Origin of the sequence: Nocardia sp. NPDC051911 (assembly GCF_040681035.1) — a bacterium.
Classification (GTDB): Bacteria; Actinomycetota; Actinomycetes; order Mycobacteriales; family Mycobacteriaceae; genus Nocardia; species Nocardia sichangensis.
This window is the reverse complement of the sequence record NZ_JBFAXY010000007.1, coordinates 110,514-130,255: the sequence shown is the minus strand read 5'-3', so window position 1 is coordinate 130,255 and position 19,742 is coordinate 110,514. Positions and strand designations below refer to the sequence as shown.

The following is a 19,742-nucleotide window of genomic DNA, read 5'->3' as shown; positions in this document are numbered from 1 at the left end:
CATGGAGTCGTTTCGCGAGAAGTACGCGGAGAACACCCGCCAGGCGCTGCTGGAGACCGCGGGGCGGCTGTTCGCCGAACGCGAGTACGCGGATCTGTCGGCGGAAGAGCTGGTTCGCGCCACCGGCCTTACTCGCGGCGCGCTGTATCACCACTTCGACGGCAAGAAGGGGCTGTTCGAGGCGATCGTCGACGATCTGGAGACTCGAGCGGCGCAACGCATCCGCACCGCGATCGACTCGGCCTCGGACCCGTTCGACCGGGTCGACCGCGGTGTGCGGGAGTTTCTCGACGTCTGCGCCCAACCCGACTACCGGCACATCGTGCTCCTCCAGGGACCGATCGGCCTCGGCTGGCAGCGCTGGCGCGAACTCGATCAACGCCATCTCGGCGGCCTGGTCGTCGAGGCGGTGCAGAATCTGCTCGATGCGGCGCTCATCCGTCCCTACCCCGCCGCATTACTGGCGAGTGCCTTCTATGGGGCCCTGACCGAACTGTCGCTGACCATCGCCGAGACCGATGATCGGCAACGCGCTCACGAGCAGGCGGCAAGCCTTGTGCACGATCTCCTCGCAGGGTTGACGATCGGCGCGACTTCCTGACACTACGAACCCGCCGGGGAAGGGGGGAGCGATGTGGCACGAACGCCCGGTTCCAATCCCCGTCGCTCAGGAGCGGCGCGCGGTGACCAGGAGGTACTCCCACTCCATGCGCCCGTCGCCCAGGTCATGTCGGGCAGCGAGTTCCGCGAGTTCCCGGTCCAACTGTGCGACGCGGTCGGGCTCGGCGGCGATGGCCTTGTACACCGCGACCGCCGGGCCGTAACAGGACTTGAAGAAGTCGCGGAACTCGGCGCCGTCGGCGAAGCGGTCGATGACCGCGTTTTCGCGCCGCAGCTCCAGATCGGTGACGCGATCGCCCAACAGCGACCGTACGTGCGTCTCGTCGCCCCACAGCGGGGGCGGCTGGGCGCCGGGCGGGGGTGGCGGAGCGAACGGTTTCATCGTGGCGAACATCTGCCCGATGAATCCGGTCGGCGTCCAGTTGATCAGCCCGATCGTGCCGCCCGGCCTGGTCACGCGGAGCATTTCGTCCGCCGCCGCTTGGTGGAACGGCGCGAACATGACGCCGACGCAGGAGATCACGGCATCGAAGTCGGCATCCGCGTAGGGCAATGCCTCGGCATCGGCTTGCTGCCACCGCAGCTCGACACCCCTTTCCGCGGCGAGACGCCGACCCGCCTCGAACAGCTCGGGCGTGAGGTCGCTCGCCACGACCTCCGCACCGGTCTCGGCCGCCGGGATCGCGGCGTTGCCGGACCCTGCCGCGATGTCCAACACGTGCCGACCAGCGCCGATACGGCAAGCCTCGACCAGACGCCTGCCCAATCCAGAGATGACCTCGGTGGCGACGGACGGATAGTCGCCCAGTGCCCACATCGCGCGATGCCGCCGCTTCAGCTCAGCGGAGCCGGACTCGGTCATCTGACGCTCCCTAGGTGTTTTTGGTAGCCACACCCAAGATCAGCGGTCGAATGATCGGGGGCTCTCCCCGCCACGAAGCTTCCTGTACGTCTTCGAGCTTCAGTTCGGACCCCTGGATGAGCTCGAGTGTGGCACGGTTGCAATGGCAGCCCTCCGCGAACCGGCGCCACGGGCCGGCGAGGCGGTCTTGCCACTGGGCGAGTCGCGGCGACTCCGAACGCACATGCTCGATGAACAGCAGCTGGCCGCCGGGGCGCAACACACGCCCGATCTCGCGCAATACGGGCTCGGGGTGGTCGACAGTACACAGCACGAGCGTCGAGACGACCGTATCCACGGTTTCGTCGTCGAACGGCAGTTGTTCCGCCGATGCGTCGAGCACACGTGCCCGTCGTCCACTGCGATGCAGCTTCCGCGCCAGCCGCGTACGCATCGCGGCTTCCGGTTCGGTCAAGATCAATTCTTCGAGGTCGTCAGGGTAGTACCCCATGTTGAGACCGGTGCCGCTGCCCAGCTCGACAGTTCGCCCCCTCGCCCGGCTGAGCAGATCTCGTCGGCGAGCGCCCATACCCGCCCTCTCGCCCATCCACAGCAGAGGGTCGTACAGCGCCGCGAAAACCCGGGCCCACGGATCCGAGCCCTTCACCGCTGCCCCCGACACGGCGCCACTGCTCACAAACTCGACGGTACGCCGGGTGGGCAGCATCGCCAATGCCCAGCCTGCGATCGGTCGTCCGCACACTGCGGGGAGCGGCGGTGCGGGGTTAGTGTCGGACCATGTCGAGCGATCCCTCGTCGCCTATCCCGTCGTTCCACGTGAACGCGATCCCTGACTCTTCCCACACCACCGACGACGACCCGATGGCCACGCTGGTCGGCATGCTCGACCTGCAAGCGGCGCTGCCCGGTATCCGGCGCATGCGTGCGTGGGGGCACGAGGTCTTGGCCGTCGAGCCGGGCGAGCGGGTACTGGACATAGGTTCCGGTACCGGCACCGAGGTGATCGAGTTGTCCGAGCGAGTCGGCACCGATGGCGACGCGGTGGGAGCCGACCCGAATCCCGCGATGCTCGCCATAGCCCGTGGGCGAGCCGAGACCGCGGACTCTCGGGCCCGCTTCGTCGAAGCCACCGCCTATCAGCTGCCGTTCTCCGACGGCTACTTCGACGCGGTGCGTTGCGAGCGGGTCTACCAGCACCTCGACGACCCGGCGGCCGCGACCGCCGAGATCGCCCGCGTCCTACGACAGGGCGGCCGTGTGCTGCTCATCGACACCGACTGGCACACCGTGATCGCGCATCCCGGCGACCCCGATGTGCTCGCCCGCCTGTCGAAGGCGATGCTCACCACCACCCCCAACCCCGCGTCGGGCCGGCGCTTGCGCGGCCTGCTCACAGCCGCCGGTTTCACCATCGATGACATGGGTTCGGAGGCGGTGATCTGGAATCCGGACACCGCCCTCCCGCTGTACATGCAAATGATCTCGTCCGCGAGCACCAGCGGTGCCATCACCGAACAGGAAGGGCGCGACCTACTGGCCACCATGGACGCGGGCATCGCCAAAGGCGATTACCACCTGTCGGTGACCATGTTCGCTGTGCTCGCCCACCGAGCGGACTGAACGACCTGGCTCCGACCGCTGCCGAGCACCGGAGTCGATGGCGTGTCGACATACGGTGCGGCTCGCGGTTGCGGGACCGTGAGCGGGACGCGGGTGCTTCGCCGCGGAACGAGGAGTTCCTGAGCGAGCGATGGGACCGATAACGCGGCTGCGGCCATAGCTGGTCTCGAAAGCCGTCGGACCGAACCACAGCGGCGTCCACGACGCAGCGCAGACAAGCCGGTGCTGAGAACCCACCGAAGCGGCAGCCCATCGATCCCCGGGCCATACTGACGATCGTGCGGTTCGGGATCCTGGGTCCGGTGGAGGTGCGGCGGCCCGATGGGGGTCCGGTCGCGGTGGGTGGGCCGCAGGTGCGGGCGCTGCTGGCGGTGTTGGCGTCGGAGGCCGGGCGGGTCGTCTCCCGCGAGCGGTTGATCGACGATCTCTACGGGGAGGATCCGCCGGGCGACGCCGGGCACGCGCTGCAGTCCCAGGTGTCGCGGCTGCGGCGGGCGCTGCGTTCGGCGAGCGCCGACGAGCTGGTGGAGTCCTCGACCGCGGGCTACCGGCTCGCGGTCGACCCGGTCACGGTGGACGCGCACCGGTTCGATCGGCTCGCCGAGGAGGGCCGGATCGCGTTGCGCGACGGGGATCCCGCTTCCGCGGCCGTGCTGCTGGACGAAGCCGCCGGGCTGTGGCGGGGTGCGGCGCTGGCCGACGTCCGCGATGCGCCGTTCGCCGCGACGGCGGTGACCCGCCTCACCGAAGCGTGGCTGGCGGCGCGGGAGGATCGGGCGGAGGCCGGTCTGGCGCTGCGCGACCATCGAGCGGTGGTCTCGATGCTGACCGAACTCGTCGCCGCACATCCGCTGCGGGAGCGGGCTCGAGCGCTGCTGATGCGCGGGTTGTCCGGGACCGACCGGCAAGCGGAGGCGCTGGAGCTGTTCGAGCAGGGCCGTCGGCTGCTCGCCGATGAGCTGGGGGCGGATCCTTCGGCCGAGCTGGCCCGAGCCCATCTCGCGATTCTGCGCGGGGACACCGTCGCCGCGGCCTCGTTGCGCCGCCTACCTGCCCAGCTCACCAGTTTCGTCGGCCGCGACGACGAGTTGGCGCAGATCGCGTCGCTGCTGGCGCGGGCCCGCCTGGTCACCTTGACCGGTCCGGGGGGCACCGGCAAGACCCGGCTGGCGTTGGAGGCAGGCTCCCGGGCTCAGGGCGAGGTCTGTTTCGTGGATCTGTCGCCATTGGTGGACGGCGCGCAGATGGCGCAGGAGATCGCGGCGACGCTCGGCGGCCGCGCGACCGCCGGTGAGCACGAAGACGCGGAAAACCGGCTCCACGCGATGCTCGCAGGCCGGTCTCTGCTGATCATTCTCGACAACTGTGAGCATCTGGTGCTCGACGCCGCGCGGCTCGTCCACCGGTTGTTGCGCGAATGCCAGGGCCTTCGGGTGCTGGCGACCAGCAGGGAAGCCCTGCGCATCACCGGCGAGACCGTCCTGTCGATCGGGCAACTGCCGGTCGCGGCCGCCGAAGCGCCGCTGTCCGAGCAGCTCGGCTGCGCGGCGGTCCGTCTGTTCACCGACCGCGCGGCCGCGGCGCGGCCCGGATTCACCGTCGACGCGGGCACGATCGCGGCCGTGCGGCGCGTCTGCGCGCGATTGGACGGCTTGCCGCTGGCTTTGGAACTCGCCGCCGCCCGTCTGCGCAACCTCGAAGTGGACGACATCGACGGACGCCTCTCCGACCGGTTCCGGCTGCTGTCACGAGGAGACCGGACCGCGGAGCCCCGACATCAGACCTTGCAGGCGGTAGTCGAATGGAGCTGGGGTCTGCTGGAACCGGCCGAGCGCCTCATGGCGCGGCGCTTCGCGGTCTTCGCGGGCGGCGCGTCGGCCGCGACAGCCGCTTCGGTCTGCGAACTCGACGATGCCGACGAACTGCTCGACGGCCTGGCCGACAAATCGCTGGTGGAGGTGCACGGCGGCCGCTACCGGATGCTGGAGACCATCCGAGCCTACGGTCTGGCACGTTTGACCGACTCCAGCGAGCGTGAGCGCATGCAGCGTGCCCACGCGGCATTCTTCACCGCCCTGGCCGAGCGGGCCGATCCGCGACTGCGCGGCCCGGACCAGCTGGACTGGCTGGCACGACTGAGCGCCGAACACGACAACGTGCAGGTGGCGCTGCGCTGGGCGGTGGCCGCCGATCCGCCATTGGCACAACGACTCATCGCCGCGCACGCGTGGTGCTGGTGGCTGCGCGGTCATCCGGGCGGTGCCGTCGAGCTCGCGGGCAAGCTACTGCCCGCACTCGATCCGGCGGCCGACGTCGAGAAATACGGCCTGTGCGCGGCGATCGCCGCGCGAGCGGGAAACGGACTGCCGGTCGCGGTCACCCGCGCGGTCACGGAGTTGTCCGGTGTCGAGAAACCCCTTCAACGCCCGCATCTGGTGTTCCTGCTGGCGACCGTCGGCGGGTTGCTGGACCTGCCGCCGCAGCGGCAGCGCCTGCTCTTCGGTGCCGACCCGTGGTCGCAGGCGTTCCTCCGGCTGGGCGCGGGACTGCACCTGCTCATGTCCGGTGAGCCGGTGGCGGCCGAACCCGAATTCCACTGCGCCCTGGAAGGTTTCCGCGCCACCCGCGACCGCTGGGCGATCGCCACCACCCTGGACAAACTCGCCGCTGTCGCCGACTGGCGCGGTGAGCGGGCGGTCGCGCTGGACCTGATCGACGAGGCCGTTGCCCTGCAAACCGAGTTGGGCGCGGGTGACGAGGCCGCCGACCTGCTCAACCGGCGTGGCGACCTTCTCGCCCGCCGGGACGCTTGCCACGACGCGGACGGAGCCCGCGCCGCCTACGAGCGTGCCGCCGAATCTGCCCGGGCGGCGGGCGCGACGGACATGTACGCCAACGCGATACGCGGACTCGGCGATCTGCGCCGTGCGGCGGGCGACCTCATCGGCGCCAGGGAGTACTACGGCACGGCCGTCGCCCTGCCCGACAACGGTTCGTTCGGCATGGCCGAGGCCCGTGCGCGCAGCCTCATAGGACTGGGCTGGGTCTCGCTCGCCGAAGCCGACAGCGAAGCCGGGCAGGCGGCGCATCGCGAGGCCTTCGAGCTGGCCCGTGGCCGATCCCGATCGGTGGCCGCGGACGCGGTGGCCGGTCTGGCGGAGGCCGCCGCGGTGATCGGCGATCCGGCGCGGGCCGCGCTGCTGCTCGGCGCTGCCGATTCGCTGCGCGGGATGCCCGCCGCGGGTGACGGTGCGGCGGCCGAGACCGCCGCACGGTGCCGTGCCGAACTCGGCGAACAGAAGTTCCGCGCCGCCTATGACCGCGGCATCGGGCGGTCGATCGAGGAGGTGGCGGCCCTGCTCGGTGAGCGGCGGTGAGCCGATGGTGAGTGCGTGGTGAGCGCCGCGGCCGACGCTGTTCCCATGACAACGACGCGACAGTTCACCAACAAAACCGTTCTCATCTCCGGCGCGAGCGTCGCCGGTCCGGCACTGGCCTACTGGCTGACCCGCCACGGGTTCACCGTCACCGTCGTCGAACAGGCTCCCACCCTGCGCGAGGGCGGCTACAAGGTCGACATTCGGGGCGTGGCCATGGATGTCATCGATCGGATGGGGCTGCTGCCGGAAGTCCGCGCGGCCTCGACGGCGATGCGTGGCGGCGCGTGGGTCGACGACTCGGGCAAGGCGCTGGCCACGCTGGGGCCGGAGCTGATCGGACTGCGGTCGCCCGGCGACGACGAGGTGCTGCGCGGCGATCTCGCCCATATTCTCTTCGACGCCACCAAGGACGGGGTCGAGTACCTGTTCGGCGACTCGATCATAGGCCTGGCGCAGCACGCCGACGGCGTGACCGTGCGGTTCCGCAACGCCGAGCCGCGAGTGTTCGACCTGGTGCTCGGCGCCGACGGCATCCATTCGACGGTGCGCCGCCTCGCGTTCGGGCCGGAGGAGCGATTCGCCCGGCACACCGGCATGGCGGCCTGCGTGATCTCGGTGCCGAACCATTTGGATCTCGACCATTGGGAATTGGTCCATCCGACTCCGGGGCGAGTGGTGCAGGTGTACAGCACCCGCCGCTCCACGGCCAAAGCCCAATTCATCTTCCAGGCCCCGGAACAACTGCCGGACCGGCGCGACCGCGCCGCGCAGCAGCAGCTGGTGGCCGGCGCTTTCGCCGATGCGGGCTGGGAGACACTGAACTTGGTACGCGCCATGCCCGAATCGCCCGACTTCTATTTCGACTCGGTCAGCCAGATCCATCTCGACCAATGGTCCGCGGGCCGCGTCGCACTGGTCGGCGACGCCGCCTACTGCCCCTCGCCGCTGTCCGGGCAGGGCACGAGCATGGCACTGGTCGGCGCGTATGTCCTCGCTGGCGAGCTGAAAGCGGCCGCAGGCGACCACGACGCCGCCTTCGATCGCTACCAGCGCGCCATGCAGGACTATGTCACCCGGAACCTGACGCTGGGCTGGAACAACGCCACTCAGATGGTGGCGTCCGACCAGCGCGCGATCCGGACCCAGACCACCATGCTGCGCATGCTGCGGCACATGCCGTGGAAGGGCCTGGCGCTGCGCCCGATCATCAAGCCGCTCGAGCGCGCGGCCAACGCCATCCGCCTCGCCGACTACTGAACCGCACGGTCACCTCGCGCCGTTCCGGCGAAAGCACCCCATCCCTGAAGCACCTGAGGAGCACCAGAATGAGCATCGCATCCGGACCGATCTTCCAGTTGGCGTGGGTCGTCCACGACATCGAGGCGGCGGAACGAGAATTCACCGAACGCTACGGAGTCGACAAATGGGTTCGCATGCCCCGCATGCGTTTCGGCCCGGACTCGTGCAGCTATCGCGGTGCGCCGGCCGACTACACGATCGACAGCTCGCTCGGCTACGCGGGCGGGCAGCAATTGGAATTGATCGCACCGGTCTCGGGGGCGAACCTGTACACCGAAGCGCTCGAGCGGTCCGGTCCCGGTCTGCACCATATCGCTTGGGTGCCAGACGATTTCGATGCCGCACTGGCGGAGGCGCTGGCAGGCGGCGCCGAAATCGTCCAACACTGCGCTGTCGCGGAGATCGGCATGGAGTTCGTCTACCTCGCCGGGGGATCACTCGGCTCGTACGTCGAATTGCTGCGGCTGCCCGCGGACGCGCGCGCACTGTTCGACAGCATGATTCCGGACGGCTACCGGAATCCGTGGTCACACGGCCAGGGCGCTTCCCGCGAATGACACGGCAGTGGCGACAGCTGGAGTCCTCACCCCACGTCCCGGCGCAGCCAGGTGACCTCCGCGCCGGATTCCGTTCCGTAGCGGTAGATTTCGAGGTCCTCGTCCCACGCGGTGCCGAGGGCGCGGTCGATTTCTTCAGCCAGGTCGTAGGCGGAGTACTTGCCGAGTTCCCGGGTGGCCTGCAGCATCGCGCGCAGGCGCATCTCGCCGAGCATGACGTCGCCGTTGGCGCTCGTCGAGCCGTGCCACAGGCCCAGGCCGGGAACGAAGCTGTAGCGCTCGCCGTCCACGCCGTCGCTGGGGTCCTCGGTCACCTCGAAGCGCAGAACCGGCCAGGAGCGCAACGATTGGGCGATCTTCGACGCCGTGCCGACGGGGCCGATCCACTCGCTGGTGGCGCGCAGTTGGCCGTCGGCCGGTTGGGCGGTCCAGCGCAGTTTCGCGGGGGCGCCGAGGGCCGAGGTGAGCGCCCACTCGACATGCGGGCACAGCGCGGCAGGCGACGAGTGGATGTAGACCACACCCGCCGTCGCGTCCGCGAACTGACTCGATGCGCGCACCACCAACACCTCCAGCTTCGACGAGGAACGTCTTCCCCAACGATTCGTCGAACTGGCGTTGCCTGAGTGTACTGGAGTGCCCGAAGTTACACGTGTTACTTCGTGACCGTGTTGCGCGTGGCGGCCACCTCCGCGATGACGGCATCGCTCAGCGGTGGCCAGGCCGCGCGCGCCCAGTCGCCGAAATTCTCGTCGCTCAAGGCGAGACACGCCAACCCCGTTCTCGGGTCAACCCATAAAAATGTCCCGGATTGGCCGAAATGTCCATAGGTTTGTGGCGAATTCGTGCCACCGGTCCAGTGCGGAGTCTTGCCGTCGCGGATCTCGAAGCCCAATCCCCAGTCGTTGGGGCGCTGCGAACCGTAGCCGGGCAGGACGCCGTTCATGCCGGGGAACTGGACCGAGGTGGCCTCGGCGTGCGTCTGCGCCGAGATCAACTGCGGGTCCAGCAATTCGGCGGCGAAGCGGGCCAGATCCGCCGCGGTGGACCGCGCCGCGTGCCCGGCCGGACCGGCAAGCACCGAAGCGGTCATGCCCAGCGGCTCGAACACGGCGTCGCGCAGGTACTCGTCGAACGCGATCCCGGTCTGGGCGGTGACGAATTCGGCGAGCACCTCGAAACCCGCGCTGGAGTAGATCCGCCGGGTCCCCGGCGCGGCTTGGACGTCGGTGGTGTCGAACGCGAGGCCGGACGTGTGCGCCAGCAGATGACGCACCGTAGCGCCGGGCGGGCCCGCGGGCTGGTCGAGTTCGACCGCGCCCTCCTCCACCGCGACCAGCACCGCGTACGCCACCAAGGGCTTGGTCACCGACGCGAGCGGGAACACCCGCCGCACGTCGCCTTCGCTCGCGGCACCGCCGTCGGCGGTGACCACCGCGGCCGCCGCGTGGCGGACCGGCCATTCCCGGATCTGCTCGAGTGAACGCACCCTGCGAGCCTACGAGAACCGCGTAGCTACCATCGATTCACCATGAGTGAAACGCCCACTGTTCACGGCGACGTCGCGCCCGGTTTCGAGCCGGTCGCCGACGCCTTCCGCCGCAATTTCGAGCGTCACGGCGAAATCGGCGCCGCCGTCGCGGTCTACGCGGGTGAGCGCCCCGTGGTGGACCTGTGGGCCGGGTTCCGCGATCGCAGGCGCACGCTGCCGTGGGAGCGGGACACGATCGTGCCGGTGTTCTCCTCGACCAAAGGCATGGCGGCGTTCACCGTCGCCACCGCCGTGGCCGGGGGCCTGCTCGACTACGAGGAGCCGGTGGCGAAGTACTGGCCGGAGTTCGCCGCCCACGGCAAGGACGCGATCACCGTGCGTCAGCTGATCGACCACCAGGCGGGGTTGTCCGGCCTGAGCGAGGTCGTGCGACTGCCTCAGATCGCCGACCTGGACGGGCTCGCGACCGTTCTGGCGGCACAGAAACCGGCTTGGCGTCCCGGCACCAGGCACGGCTATCACGCCATCACCCTCGGCCTGTACCAGGGTGAGCTGTTGCGCCGGGTGGACCCGCGCCGTCGCACGCTCGGGCGAATCTTCGCCGAGGACATCGCCGCACCGCTCGGCGTCGATTTCTTCATCGGCCTGCCCGCTGAGCAGCGCATGGACCGCATCGCCACGATGTCGGCCACCCAGGGGCTGGACGTGTTGCGCTACGAACGCGATCTTCCGCTGCGCATCGGCGCGGAGATCTATGCCAAACGCGGCCTGTCCTACGCGGCGCTGACCAATCCGCGCTGCGGAGCGCCTGCGCGGGCGACCCGGCGCGAGTTCCTCGAAGTGGAACTGCCGGGATCCAACGGAGTGGGCAACGCCCGCGCGCTGGCGAAGGTCTACGGCGCGGCCGCCGCTCGCACCGGTGCGTTGCCGATCGACGACGCCGTGCTGGACCGGCTCGCCGCTGCCGAGACCGCCGACGACGTCCCCGCCGAGGATCTGGTGCTGCACACCAAGAGCCGCTATCACCTGGGCTTCCGCAAGTCGCGCGGTATTTTCCGCTTCGGCTCCGACAAACGCGCCTACGGCACCACGGGGCTGGGCGGCTCGTTCGGATTCGCCGATCCCGCAACGGGCCTCGGTTTCGGGTACACGATGAACCGGCTGGGTCTGGCCGTCCTCGACGACGTCCGCAGCCGCAACCTGCGCGAAGCCCTGCTGCGCTGCCGGATCTGAGCGCCTCGATCGCCGGCTCGGCGAAGCGGTGCCGTACGAGCTGATCGCACGGATCGCCACCGCGCTCGCCGAGCGGCGGTGTTGTGCTCTACCAGTCGGCTTCGGTGTACTTGATGATCCCGCGGATGTTCTTGCCGTCCAGCATGTCCTGGTAGCCCTGGTTGATCTCCTCCAGGGAGTAGCTGCGGGTGACCATGTCGTCCAGGTTGAGCTGGCCGGACTTGTACAGCGACAGCAGGCGCGGCGCGTCCTGGCGGGCGTTGCCGCCGCCGAAGATGCAGCCCTTCACCGTCTTCTGCAGCATCGACAGCAGGAAGCTGTTCAGCTTGACGTCGCTCTCGTCCATCCGGCCCATCGAGGTGACCACCAGGGTGCCCGCCTTCGAGGTGAGGATCAGGCCCTCTTCGATGTACTCGCCGTGCATCTCGCCCATGGTCAGGATGACCTTCTCGGCCATCCGGCCCTCGGTGGCCTCCAACAGCGGCATGATCGCGGCGGCCATGCTCTCGTAGGTGTGCGTGGCGCCGAACTTCTGCGCCTGCTCGCGCTTCCACGGATTCGGGTCGATCGCCACCACCTTCGACGCGCCCGACAGCACCGCGCCCTGCAAGGCGCTCATGCCGACGCCGCCGATGCCCGCGATCACCACGGTCTCGCCCGGAGCGACCTGGGCGACGTGGGTGGAGGAGCCGAAACCGGTGGGGACGCCGCAACCGACCAGGCAGGCCACCTCGAACGGAATGCTCGGATCGATCTTCACCACGGAGGTGTGGTGCACCGTCATGTACGGCGCGAAGGTGCCCAGCAGGCACATCGGGATGACGTTCTCGCCGCGGGCCTGGATGCGATAGGTGCCGTCGCTGATCGCCTGCCCCAGCAGGAGACCCGCGCCCAGGTCGCACAGCGCCATGTGTCCTGCCACGCAAGCCGGACAGCGGCCGCAGGCGGGGATGAACGACAGGATCACGTGGTCGCCGACCTGCAGATCGGCCGGGCAGTTCGGGCCGAGTTTGGTGATCACGCCCGCGCCCTCGTGCCCGCCCATGACGGGGAAGGACGGCATCGGGGTCGCGCCGGTCACGATGTGGTGGTCGGAGTGGCACATGCCCGCGGTTTCCATCCGGATCTGCACCTCGCCGGCGACCGGGTCACCGACCTCGATCTCCTCCACCGACCACGGCTGGTCGATCCCCCACAGGATCGCGCCCTTCGTCTTCATTCCTGTCGACCCTCTCGCATGCACGTGCTTATATGTGACTGCACCCACAGTACGAGAAAAATGTAACGCGTTCTAGTACCGCTCGAAAAAATCGTCGGTATAGCGTGACCCAATAGCCGAACGCGTTACAGTTCCGCGACGCGTCAGCCCTGGACGTCGTGCACGTGGTGCACCAGATCGTGCACGAAATACCGCGCGAACGACTCCACCGTGAACTCCGCCCCGTCGCCGCGCGCACCGCGCAGACCACGGCGCTCGGGCGGCACCGACGCGAAGGAGCGCGCCACCCGCTCGGCGGCATCGGCCAGCTCCGCGGCCACCCGAGCCGGGTCCTGCTCGTTGTAGCGGTCGGCCACCGCGGTCGCGTCCTGGTCCCAGTTCGGGAAGCGCGGCGGCTCGCCCTCGGGGTCACCGGCCAGCATCAGGCCGAGGCGAGTATCGAACAGGCGGCAGACGTCACGCACATGTGCGCCGTATTCCAGGGCGGACCAGGTCGATTCGTCCGGCCGCAGGCGGACGCCGGGACGGTCGAGCACCGCGGCGAAGCGGACCGCGGTGTCCCTGGTCAGCGTCGGTACGGCCGCGTAGCTGGTCGCGGCGGCGTCGAAACCGCATTGCGAACAAGGGCGCTCGAGCACCCAGGTCCAGTCCTTGACATCGGGAACGATCGGCATGCGCTCAACCTAGGCGCGGCCGGATCGCGCCTTCCACCGATATCCGGTCAACTATCGAGCACATCCCGACAGTTCACTCCATCAGCCGGTGCGCCCGCTCGAAGAGTTCCAGCGTGATCGCGTGCAGGAAGTCGCCGACCTGCCTGGGGGCCTTACCGGCGAACGCGCGGGCATGCGTGCCCTCCAGGACGATGCCGAGCTTGAAGCAGGCCAGCACGGTGTACCAGGACATAGCGCTCAGGTCGCGGTCGGAGAACTGCCCGTAGTGCGCGATCATCTCCTCGGCCGTCGGCAGCCCGCCGACCGCGCCGAGCTTGCCCACCAGCGCCGCTCCCGTGGTGCCCGGCTCCGGGCGGGTGGCGATCTGCCAGCCGAGGTCGAGCAGCGGGTCGCCGATGGTGGACATCTCCCAGTCGACCATCGCCGCGACCTGCGGGCCGTCGAAGGAGAACATCATGTTCGCCAAATGGCAGTCGCCGTGCAGGATGCCCGGGGTCCATTGGGCGGGGCGATTGCGGTCCAGCCACTCGCCCACCGTCGCCACACCGGGGATCTCCGGGCCGGGGTAGCCCTCGTTGGCCGAATAGGAGTCGAGCTCACCCAGCCAGCGCGGCACCTGACGTTCCAGGAAACCCTCCGGCTTGCCGTAGTCGGCCAAGCCGAGCGCCTGGTAGTCCAACGCGCCGAGGCGCGCGATGGCCTCGACCGCGGACAGGCCCATCTGCCTGCGGATCTCCGGATCGCCCGCATGCAGTTCGGGCAGTTCGTTCTGCGGGTTGAAACCGCGGATCGGCTCCATCAGGTAGAAGACCGCGCCGAGGACCGACTCGTCGGCGCAGGCCGCGATCACCCTGGGCGCGCGGACCTCGGTGCCGCCCAGCGCGCCGAGCAGCCCGGCCTCACGCCGGATCACGTCGTTGCTCTTCGGGCGCAGATGTTTCGGGCCGCGACGCAGCACGTAGGTCCGGCCGCCGCGGGTGAAGCGGAGCATGATGTTCTGTGTTCCGCCGCCCAGCGCGGTCACGTCCTCGAACTCACCCCCGGACAGACCCTGCTCATCCATCCACTTTCCGACGACGGCGAAGTCGACGACCGCGGGATCCACATCGACCGGTTGCGCAACAGACATGCCCCACATTGTGCACCACCTGCCGACCCGAACTGAAGGCAGATGACAACAGTTGGCTACCACCGGCGCGGCGTAGGGTTTCGAGCACCATGCGCACGCTGTTGATCGACAACTACGACTCGTTCACCTACAACCTGTACCAGCTGATCAGCGAGGTGAACGGCGTCGAGCCGACAGTCGTGCGCAACGACGAGGCGCGCACGGTCGCCGAACTCGATCTGGGACGCTACGACAACGTCGTCGTCTCACCCGGCCCTGGGCGGCCGGACGTGGCCCGCGACGTAGGGATCTCCACGGCGGTGATTCGCGAAAGCGACCTGCCGCTGCTCGGTGTGTGCCTGGGCCATCAGGGAATCGTGGTCGCGGCGGGCGGCGTGGTCGCCGAGGCGCCCGCGGCCCGGCACGGATATCTCGATCGCATCGAGCACGACGACCAGGACCTTTTCGCGGGCGTGCCGCAGGGCTTCACCGCCGTGCGCTACCACTCGCTGTGCGCGCTGCGGCCGCTGCCGGACGATCTGGAGGTCACCGCGCTGTCCGGCGACGGCGTCGTGATGGGTGTGCGGCACCGCACGCGACCGCAATGGGGCGTGCAGTTCCATCCGGAATCGATCGCCAGTGAGTTCGGCGCGGCTCTGCTGCGCAACTTCGCGAGACTCACCACGGCGCACCGGAGCAGGCGCGCCGTCCCGGCGGCGAGCCCATCGATCGACGCCGGGGGTGAGTTCGTCGCCGAGCCGGTCGCCGCAGGCCTTCCGCTTTCCGCCACACGCACCGCGGCCTCGCCGATGCCGCTCGCACCGGAGCAGTTCCCCGCCGCGGCAGCCCAACTCGAGCGTCCCGCCGGGCGCACGGGTTGCGATGGCACGGTGCCGCGGACCTTCCGGCTCCAGCGGGCCGTCCTCGAACGGCCGATCGATACCGAGAGCGCGTTCGTGCAGTTGTACGCCAACTCCCCCACCGCGTTCTGGCTGGACAGCGAGCACGTCGAACCGGGGGCCGACCGGTTCTCCTTCCTGGGCGACGCGAGCGGTCCGCTGGCCGAGGTGCTGCGCTACCGCGTGGGCGACGGCGAGGTGACCGTGGAATCGTCCGACGGGCACCGGCGCACCGCACCCGGCGGCATTCTCGAGTTCCTGGCCGCCGAGCTGCGCGCACGCAGGCTCGAACTGCCCGATCTCCCCTTCGATTTCGTCGGCGGCTACGTCGGCTATCTCGGCTACGAGGTCAAAGCCGACTGCGGCGGCAACGCGGCGCATCGCGCGGCGACCCCGGACGCGCAGTGGATCTTCGCCGACCGGATGGTGGTGGTCGACCACGTGGGCGAGCGGACCCATCTGCTGGCGCTGAGCGACGACGTGGAGACCGCCCGGTCCGCCGCCGACTGGCTGCGCGACACCCGCGAAACCCTCGACACCCTGCCGACCTGGACCAATCCACCGCCACTCGAATTACCGCCGGACGGTGACGCCGTCGCGCCCCTGCTCACCCGCGGCCGGGAGCGCTATCTCGCCGACATCGCGGTCTGCCGGCAGCGGTTGCATGCCGGGGAGTCCTACGAGATCACTCTGACCGACAGCGCCACGATCCCCGCCACCGCGGCCGACGGCCTCGACTTCTACCGCACCCTGCGCCGGTGCAACCCCGCCCCGTATGCCGCCTACCTGCGCTTCGACGATCTCGACATCGCATGCTCGTCACCGGAGCGCTTCCTGAAGGTCGACCGCCGCCGCATCGTGGAGAGCAAGCCGATCAAGGGGACCGCACCGCGCGGCGCGACGCCGGAGCAGGACGAGCGCCTGCGCCGCGAGCTGGCCGACAGCCCGAAGACCAGGGCGGAAAACCTCATGATCGTCGATCTGCTGCGCAACGATCTGGGCCGGGTCTGCGAGATCGGCAGTGTGTACGTCCCCAAACTGATGGCCACCGAGCAGTACGCGACCGTGCACCAACTGGTATCGACGGTACGTGGCAGGCTGCGGCCGGAGGTCGGCGTGGTCGATTGCCTGCGAGCCTGTTTTCCCGGGGGCTCGATGACCGGAGCGCCGAAGCTGCGCACCATGGAGATCATCGACGCGCTGGAAACCGAAGCGCGCGGAATCTATTCGGGCACCATCGGTTTCCTCGGTCTCGGCGGTACCGCGGACCTGAACATCGTGATCCGCACCGCCGTCCGCTACGGCGGGCGCTGGCGGATCGGCGCGGGCGGGGCCATCGTGCTCGACTCCGATCCCGCCGACGAGTATCACGAGGTTCTGCTCAAGGCGGCCGCCACGTTGCGCGCGGCCGCCGACCACGCGCACCGCTGAGCGTCCGACCTCGACTATTTGTGCCGCTTGCCGGACTTTCGGCGGGGCGGCTCCTCGGCGGGCGGTTCCGGCGCGCTCAAGCCGGTCAGCTTGGCGAGCAAGGCGAAGCCGGGCAGCTTCGCCAACCGCCCGAGCACGTCCTCCCCGAGGGAGATCATCGCCTCCAGCCGGGGCAGCAGGCGGTCGTAGGCGGCGAAGGCCGGATCGGCCAGGGCCAACGTGCGGTCGAGCCGATCGATGGTGGAGTTGAGCCGCTCGATCGCGGTCGACAGGCTCTCGATCAGGCCGGGCAGTTGCGCGGCCAGCTGAGCGGACGCGGGCGGCAGCCGCACCGCGGTGTCGAACGCCGATGTCGCGGTCAGCTGAGCGGCTTCCAGCGCTTGGCCCGCGGCCGTCTGCGCCGCCTCGACCGCCGCCTGGGCGGCGGCTAGCACGTCGGCCGGGCCGGGCACACGCCCACCGGGCAGTTTCGGGGTCGGCGGCTTACGACCCGGGCGTTTCGGGTTCGTCATGGGGAACACTGTGCCGCACGCCCCGCCGAAGGACCGGCCCTCGCGCGTTCGGCGTGTCGGAGGCTCATGGCATAGTTCGAGCACCATGAAACTCAGCAAGGGCGCGAACGCAGCGGTACCGACATCCCTTCTAGCCGTGGTCGTTTCATGGCGATCGGAGCACACGGTGGACGCGCATGCCTTGCTGCTGGACGCGTCGGGCGCGGTGCGCTCGGATCGCGACCTGGTGTTCTACAACGCGCCGCGGCACGTTTCGCAGGCGGTCACCCTCGATCAGGAGCCCGCGCCGGGCACCGCGCGGCTGAGCGTCTCGCTGCCGCGCACGGAAGCCGACGTCGACCGCATCGTCGTCTCCGGCTCGCTGGAGGACGGCACCTTCGGCGACATCCGCGGGCTCACCGTCGCCGTGCACTCGGTGGACGGGGCGGTCGTGACGTTCGAGATCGACGACGCGGAGGCGGTGTCGGCGCTGATGTTCGGCGAGTTCTACCGCCGCGACGGGCAGTGGCGGTTCCGCGCGATCGGCCAGGGCTGGTCCAGCGGACTGGCCGGGTTGGTCACCGAGTTCGGCGTCCAGGTCAACGATCCCTCGGCGCCCGCCCGCACCACGCATCCCACCAACCCGTTCCGGGTGCGCCGCCCGGCGGCGAATCCGTCCGCGCAAGAACGACTTTCTCCGGCCGGAGCGGAACCCGCCACCGAACGGTCCGCTCGGCACGACCCGACCTCGGCCCGACGCTTCTCCCACGGATCGTTGCCCTCCGGCCACTCCGCGCGAAACGGGGAAACTCCCGCGGAAATCGGAACGGACCTCGCCGAAAACGCGCCGGTCCAACGCGAACCCATCCGCACCGACGACTCGCCCGGGCGGCTCGAAGGGACCGAAGAACACCCGGGCGTAGACATCCCCGCCCGGCCACGCACCGAAGTGCTCGACCGTGGCGATACATCTCCCCTGCCGCGCCCACACACCCACCGCACGGTCGACCTCCACCGGCACAGCCGCGACACCGCACCGCCCGCTCCTCCGCCCCCGCACCCCGAACTCGCGGACTGGCACCCGGATCCGGACAACCCGCAGACCATGCGCTGGTGGGACGGCACCATATGGACCGAGGACCGGTATCTCCGACCCCCGCCCGGCGACCGCCACTGCGCACGCTGCGGAAACACGCTGCGCCGCAAGTTCTTCGGTGGGTTCGCGCCGTGCCAGAGATGCGCCCAGGAGATCGAGGAGTACCTCGTCCACTGGCACACCAGGGCGTGGCGGGTGCTCACCGGCCACGGGCCACGCGGCCCCGAGTGGGCGGACCTGTGGGCATCACTGCGTTACCAGCGCATCGACGCCGAAGCGGGCCGCGCGGTCCTGCGCGACGCGGGGCTCAGCTACGTGGAGCGGCTGGTGACCTTCGCCTTCGCCGACGGTGAAGTACGGCACGCGGAACTGGAACTGTTCGAGCACGCGGTCACCGAACTCGCGCTCGGCGGACCGCTGATCGAGGATCTGCGCAGGCGAATGCATCGCGGGCACACCCTCTACCGGCTGCGTACGGGCGATCTGCCGATCGTCCGCACGCCCGGCCTGCACCTGGACCCAGAGGAGACGGTGCACCTCGATCTGCCCGCGACGCACGTGCGTCAGCTCGCACGCGGCCCGAAGTTCACCGAGGGCAGGCTGATCGGCAGCAACAAGAAGCTACGTTTCGTCGGCGCCGACACCGGCATCGAGATGCCGTGGTCACGAGTGGTTTCCGTGCACGCGGAACAGGGAACGGTGGTACTAGCGGCCACGTCCGCGCGCGGCGGCGCGACCTTCGCCGTCGACGATCCGGATTATGTCTCGGCCGCGCTGGAAGGCGCGCTGCGCGTGGCCAAACGTCTCGTTCTCACGCCAGGCCAGCGCGACACCCGCAGCATCCCGCAAGAGGTGAAAGCGGAGGTGTGGCAGCGCGACGGTGGCCGCTGCGTCGAATGCGGCGACGGGCACTACCTGGAGTTCGACCACGTCATCCCGCTCAGCCGCGGCGGCGCGACCAGCGCCGCCAACCTCCAGATCCTGTGCCGCGCGTGCAACCGGGCCAAAGGCGCCCGCATCTGAACCCGGCTCACTCGCCGAGCAGGCCCGCGGTGCGGCCCAGATCGGCGAGCATCGCGTCGAACAGGATCTCCGGATTGTCCAGCGGTATCGGGTAATTCCCGAACACCTCGAGCGTGACGTGGCCGTAGAGCCGCGCCCAGATCTGGATCATCAGGTACGTCACACCCAGATCCAGTTTCTCGGCGGGGAACTTCTGGCCCGACTCCGACAGCGCCGCCAGCAGTTCGGTCTGGAAGTGCACCAGATCCTCACGCAACTCCGGCGGGATGACGTCCGTCGATGGCGTGACGATGTCGTAGTTCGCCAGCAGCCTGCCCGCCGCGGCCAGGAAAACCCGGCCGAAGGGCTCGTCGAAGCGGCGCAGCGCGCGGGCCTGGCCCGCGCCGGGCGAGGCGAACACCAGGGTGAACTCCCTGGTGTGCGTCAGCGCCCAGCGCCGGAAGCCACGGCAGATGGCGAAGAACTGCGCGGCGCCGTCGTCGGGCAGCGTGGCGATCTCGGCGGTCAGTTCCCCGGCCAGGTCGGCGCAGAAGTCCAGCCGCAGCCGCTCCAGCAGGTCTTCGAGCGAGTCGTAGTACCGGTACAGCGCGGGCGCGGTGACTCCGAGTTCGCGCGCGATGGCACGCAGGGTGACCGCATCGGGCCCGCGCTCGACCAGCAGCGCGCTGGCCACCCGCCGGATGTCGGTGTCGGTCACCACCGGCGCGCGGCCCCGTGGTCTGGACTGTTGCACTGAT

At 69.5% G+C, this 19,742-nt stretch carries 17 protein-coding genes; 8 read left to right on the top strand and 9 right to left on the bottom strand.

Annotated features, from left to right (window positions below; translation table 11 throughout):
* The first annotated feature begins 1 nt into the window (after window position 1).
* Window positions 2-601 (top strand): TetR/AcrR family transcriptional regulator, encoded by a 600-nt coding sequence (locus AB0L97_RS11100; protein WP_364427644.1) that lies wholly within the window; start codon window positions 2-4, stop codon window positions 599-601.
* Between the two features lie 66 nt (window positions 602-667).
* On the opposite strand, the gene AB0L97_RS11095 is transcribed toward AB0L97_RS11100, so the two are convergent.
* Both AB0L97_RS11095 and AB0L97_RS11090 read right to left on the bottom strand, forming a co-directional pair.
* Window positions 668-1,483 carry a class I SAM-dependent methyltransferase gene (locus AB0L97_RS11095; protein WP_364427641.1) on the bottom strand — a complete coding sequence of 272 codons (816 nt, stop codon included), beginning with the start codon at window positions 1,481-1,483 and terminating at the stop codon, window positions 668-670.
* 10 nt (window positions 1,484-1,493) lie between these two features.
* Entirely contained in the window at window positions 1,494-2,189 is a 696-nt protein-coding gene (locus AB0L97_RS11090) for a class I SAM-dependent methyltransferase (RefSeq protein WP_364427966.1), read from the bottom strand.
* 71 nt (window positions 2,190-2,260) lie between these two features.
* Here AB0L97_RS11090 and AB0L97_RS11085 point away from each other — a divergent pair, with 71 nt between their 5' ends.
* From AB0L97_RS11085 to AB0L97_RS11070, 4 genes are all read left to right on the top strand, one after another.
* Window positions 2,261-3,103: a methyltransferase domain-containing protein gene (locus tag AB0L97_RS11085; protein ID WP_364427638.1), complete on the top strand. Its 843-nt coding sequence runs from the start codon at window positions 2,261-2,263 to the stop codon at window positions 3,101-3,103.
* A 278-nt stretch (window positions 3,104-3,381) separates the two neighbouring features.
* Window positions 3,382-6,480: a BTAD domain-containing putative transcriptional regulator gene (locus tag AB0L97_RS11080; RefSeq protein WP_364427635.1), complete on the top strand. Its 3,099-nt coding sequence runs from the start codon at window positions 3,382-3,384 to the stop codon at window positions 6,478-6,480.
* Between the two features lie 45 nt (window positions 6,481-6,525).
* Entirely contained in the window at window positions 6,526-7,740 is a 1,215-nt protein-coding gene (locus tag AB0L97_RS11075; protein ID WP_364427632.1) for an FAD-dependent monooxygenase, read from the top strand.
* A gap of 68 nt (window positions 7,741-7,808) precedes the next feature.
* Window positions 7,809-8,339, top strand: a complete 531-nt coding sequence (locus AB0L97_RS11070; RefSeq protein WP_364427629.1) for a VOC family protein — start codon at window positions 7,809-7,811, stop codon at window positions 8,337-8,339.
* Between the two features lie 26 nt (window positions 8,340-8,365).
* Here the strand turns inward: AB0L97_RS11070 and AB0L97_RS11065 are convergent, their stop codons facing one another.
* Together AB0L97_RS11065 and AB0L97_RS11060 are read right to left on the bottom strand one after the other, a co-directional pair.
* On the bottom strand, window positions 8,366-8,899 hold the full coding sequence (locus AB0L97_RS11065; RefSeq protein ID WP_355072714.1) for a DUF3145 domain-containing protein: 534 nt from the start codon (window positions 8,897-8,899) through the stop codon (window positions 8,366-8,368).
* A 95-nt stretch (window positions 8,900-8,994) separates the two neighbouring features.
* Window positions 8,995-9,828 carry a serine hydrolase domain-containing protein gene (locus AB0L97_RS11060; RefSeq protein ID WP_355072712.1) on the bottom strand — a complete coding sequence of 278 codons (834 nt, stop codon included), beginning with the start codon at window positions 9,826-9,828 and terminating at the stop codon, window positions 8,995-8,997.
* 42 nt (window positions 9,829-9,870) lie between these two features.
* Here AB0L97_RS11060 and AB0L97_RS11055 point away from each other — a divergent pair, with 42 nt between their 5' ends.
* A complete protein-coding gene (locus AB0L97_RS11055) occupies window positions 9,871-11,064 on the top strand; it encodes a serine hydrolase domain-containing protein (protein WP_364427624.1) in 1,194 nt (397 codons plus the stop codon).
* A gap of 88 nt (window positions 11,065-11,152) precedes the next feature.
* Here AB0L97_RS11055 and AB0L97_RS11050 read toward each other — a convergent pair whose 3' ends face one another.
* The 3 genes from AB0L97_RS11050 to AB0L97_RS11040 all read right to left on the bottom strand — a co-directional run bounded on the left by AB0L97_RS11050 (window position 11,153) and on the right by AB0L97_RS11040 (window position 14,095).
* A complete protein-coding gene (locus tag AB0L97_RS11050; RefSeq protein ID WP_355072708.1) occupies window positions 11,153-12,283 on the bottom strand; it encodes an NDMA-dependent alcohol dehydrogenase in 1,131 nt (376 codons plus the stop codon).
* A gap of 143 nt (window positions 12,284-12,426) precedes the next feature.
* Complete coding sequence (locus tag AB0L97_RS11045; protein ID WP_355072707.1) at window positions 12,427-12,957, bottom strand: DinB family protein; 531 nt, start codon at window positions 12,955-12,957, stop codon at window positions 12,427-12,429.
* Between the two features lie 73 nt (window positions 12,958-13,030).
* Window positions 13,031-14,095, bottom strand: coding sequence for a phosphotransferase family protein (locus AB0L97_RS11040; protein WP_364427619.1), 1,065 nt, complete (start codon window positions 14,093-14,095; stop codon window positions 13,031-13,033).
* Between the two features lie 80 nt (window positions 14,096-14,175).
* Here AB0L97_RS11040 and pabB point away from each other — a divergent pair, with 80 nt between their 5' ends.
* Window positions 14,176-16,395, top strand: coding sequence for an aminodeoxychorismate synthase component I (gene pabB / locus AB0L97_RS11035; protein ID WP_364427616.1), 2,220 nt, complete (start codon window positions 14,176-14,178; stop codon window positions 16,393-16,395).
* A gap of 14 nt (window positions 16,396-16,409) precedes the next feature.
* Here the strand turns inward: pabB and AB0L97_RS11030 are convergent, their stop codons facing one another.
* Window positions 16,410-16,907, bottom strand: a complete 498-nt coding sequence (locus AB0L97_RS11030) for a hypothetical protein (RefSeq protein WP_364427613.1) — start codon at window positions 16,905-16,907, stop codon at window positions 16,410-16,412.
* An 85-nt stretch (window positions 16,908-16,992) separates the two neighbouring features.
* Here AB0L97_RS11030 and AB0L97_RS11025 point away from each other — a divergent pair, with 85 nt between their 5' ends.
* Window positions 16,993-19,005 (top strand): TerD family protein, encoded by a 2,013-nt coding sequence (locus AB0L97_RS11025; protein ID WP_364427610.1) that lies wholly within the window; start codon window positions 16,993-16,995, stop codon window positions 19,003-19,005.
* Between the two features lie 7 nt (window positions 19,006-19,012).
* On the opposite strand, the gene AB0L97_RS11020 is transcribed toward AB0L97_RS11025, so the two are convergent.
* A complete protein-coding gene (locus tag AB0L97_RS11020; RefSeq protein WP_355072698.1) occupies window positions 19,013-19,738 on the bottom strand; it encodes a TetR/AcrR family transcriptional regulator in 726 nt (241 codons plus the stop codon).
* Between the last annotated feature and the right edge of the window lie 4 nt (window positions 19,739-19,742).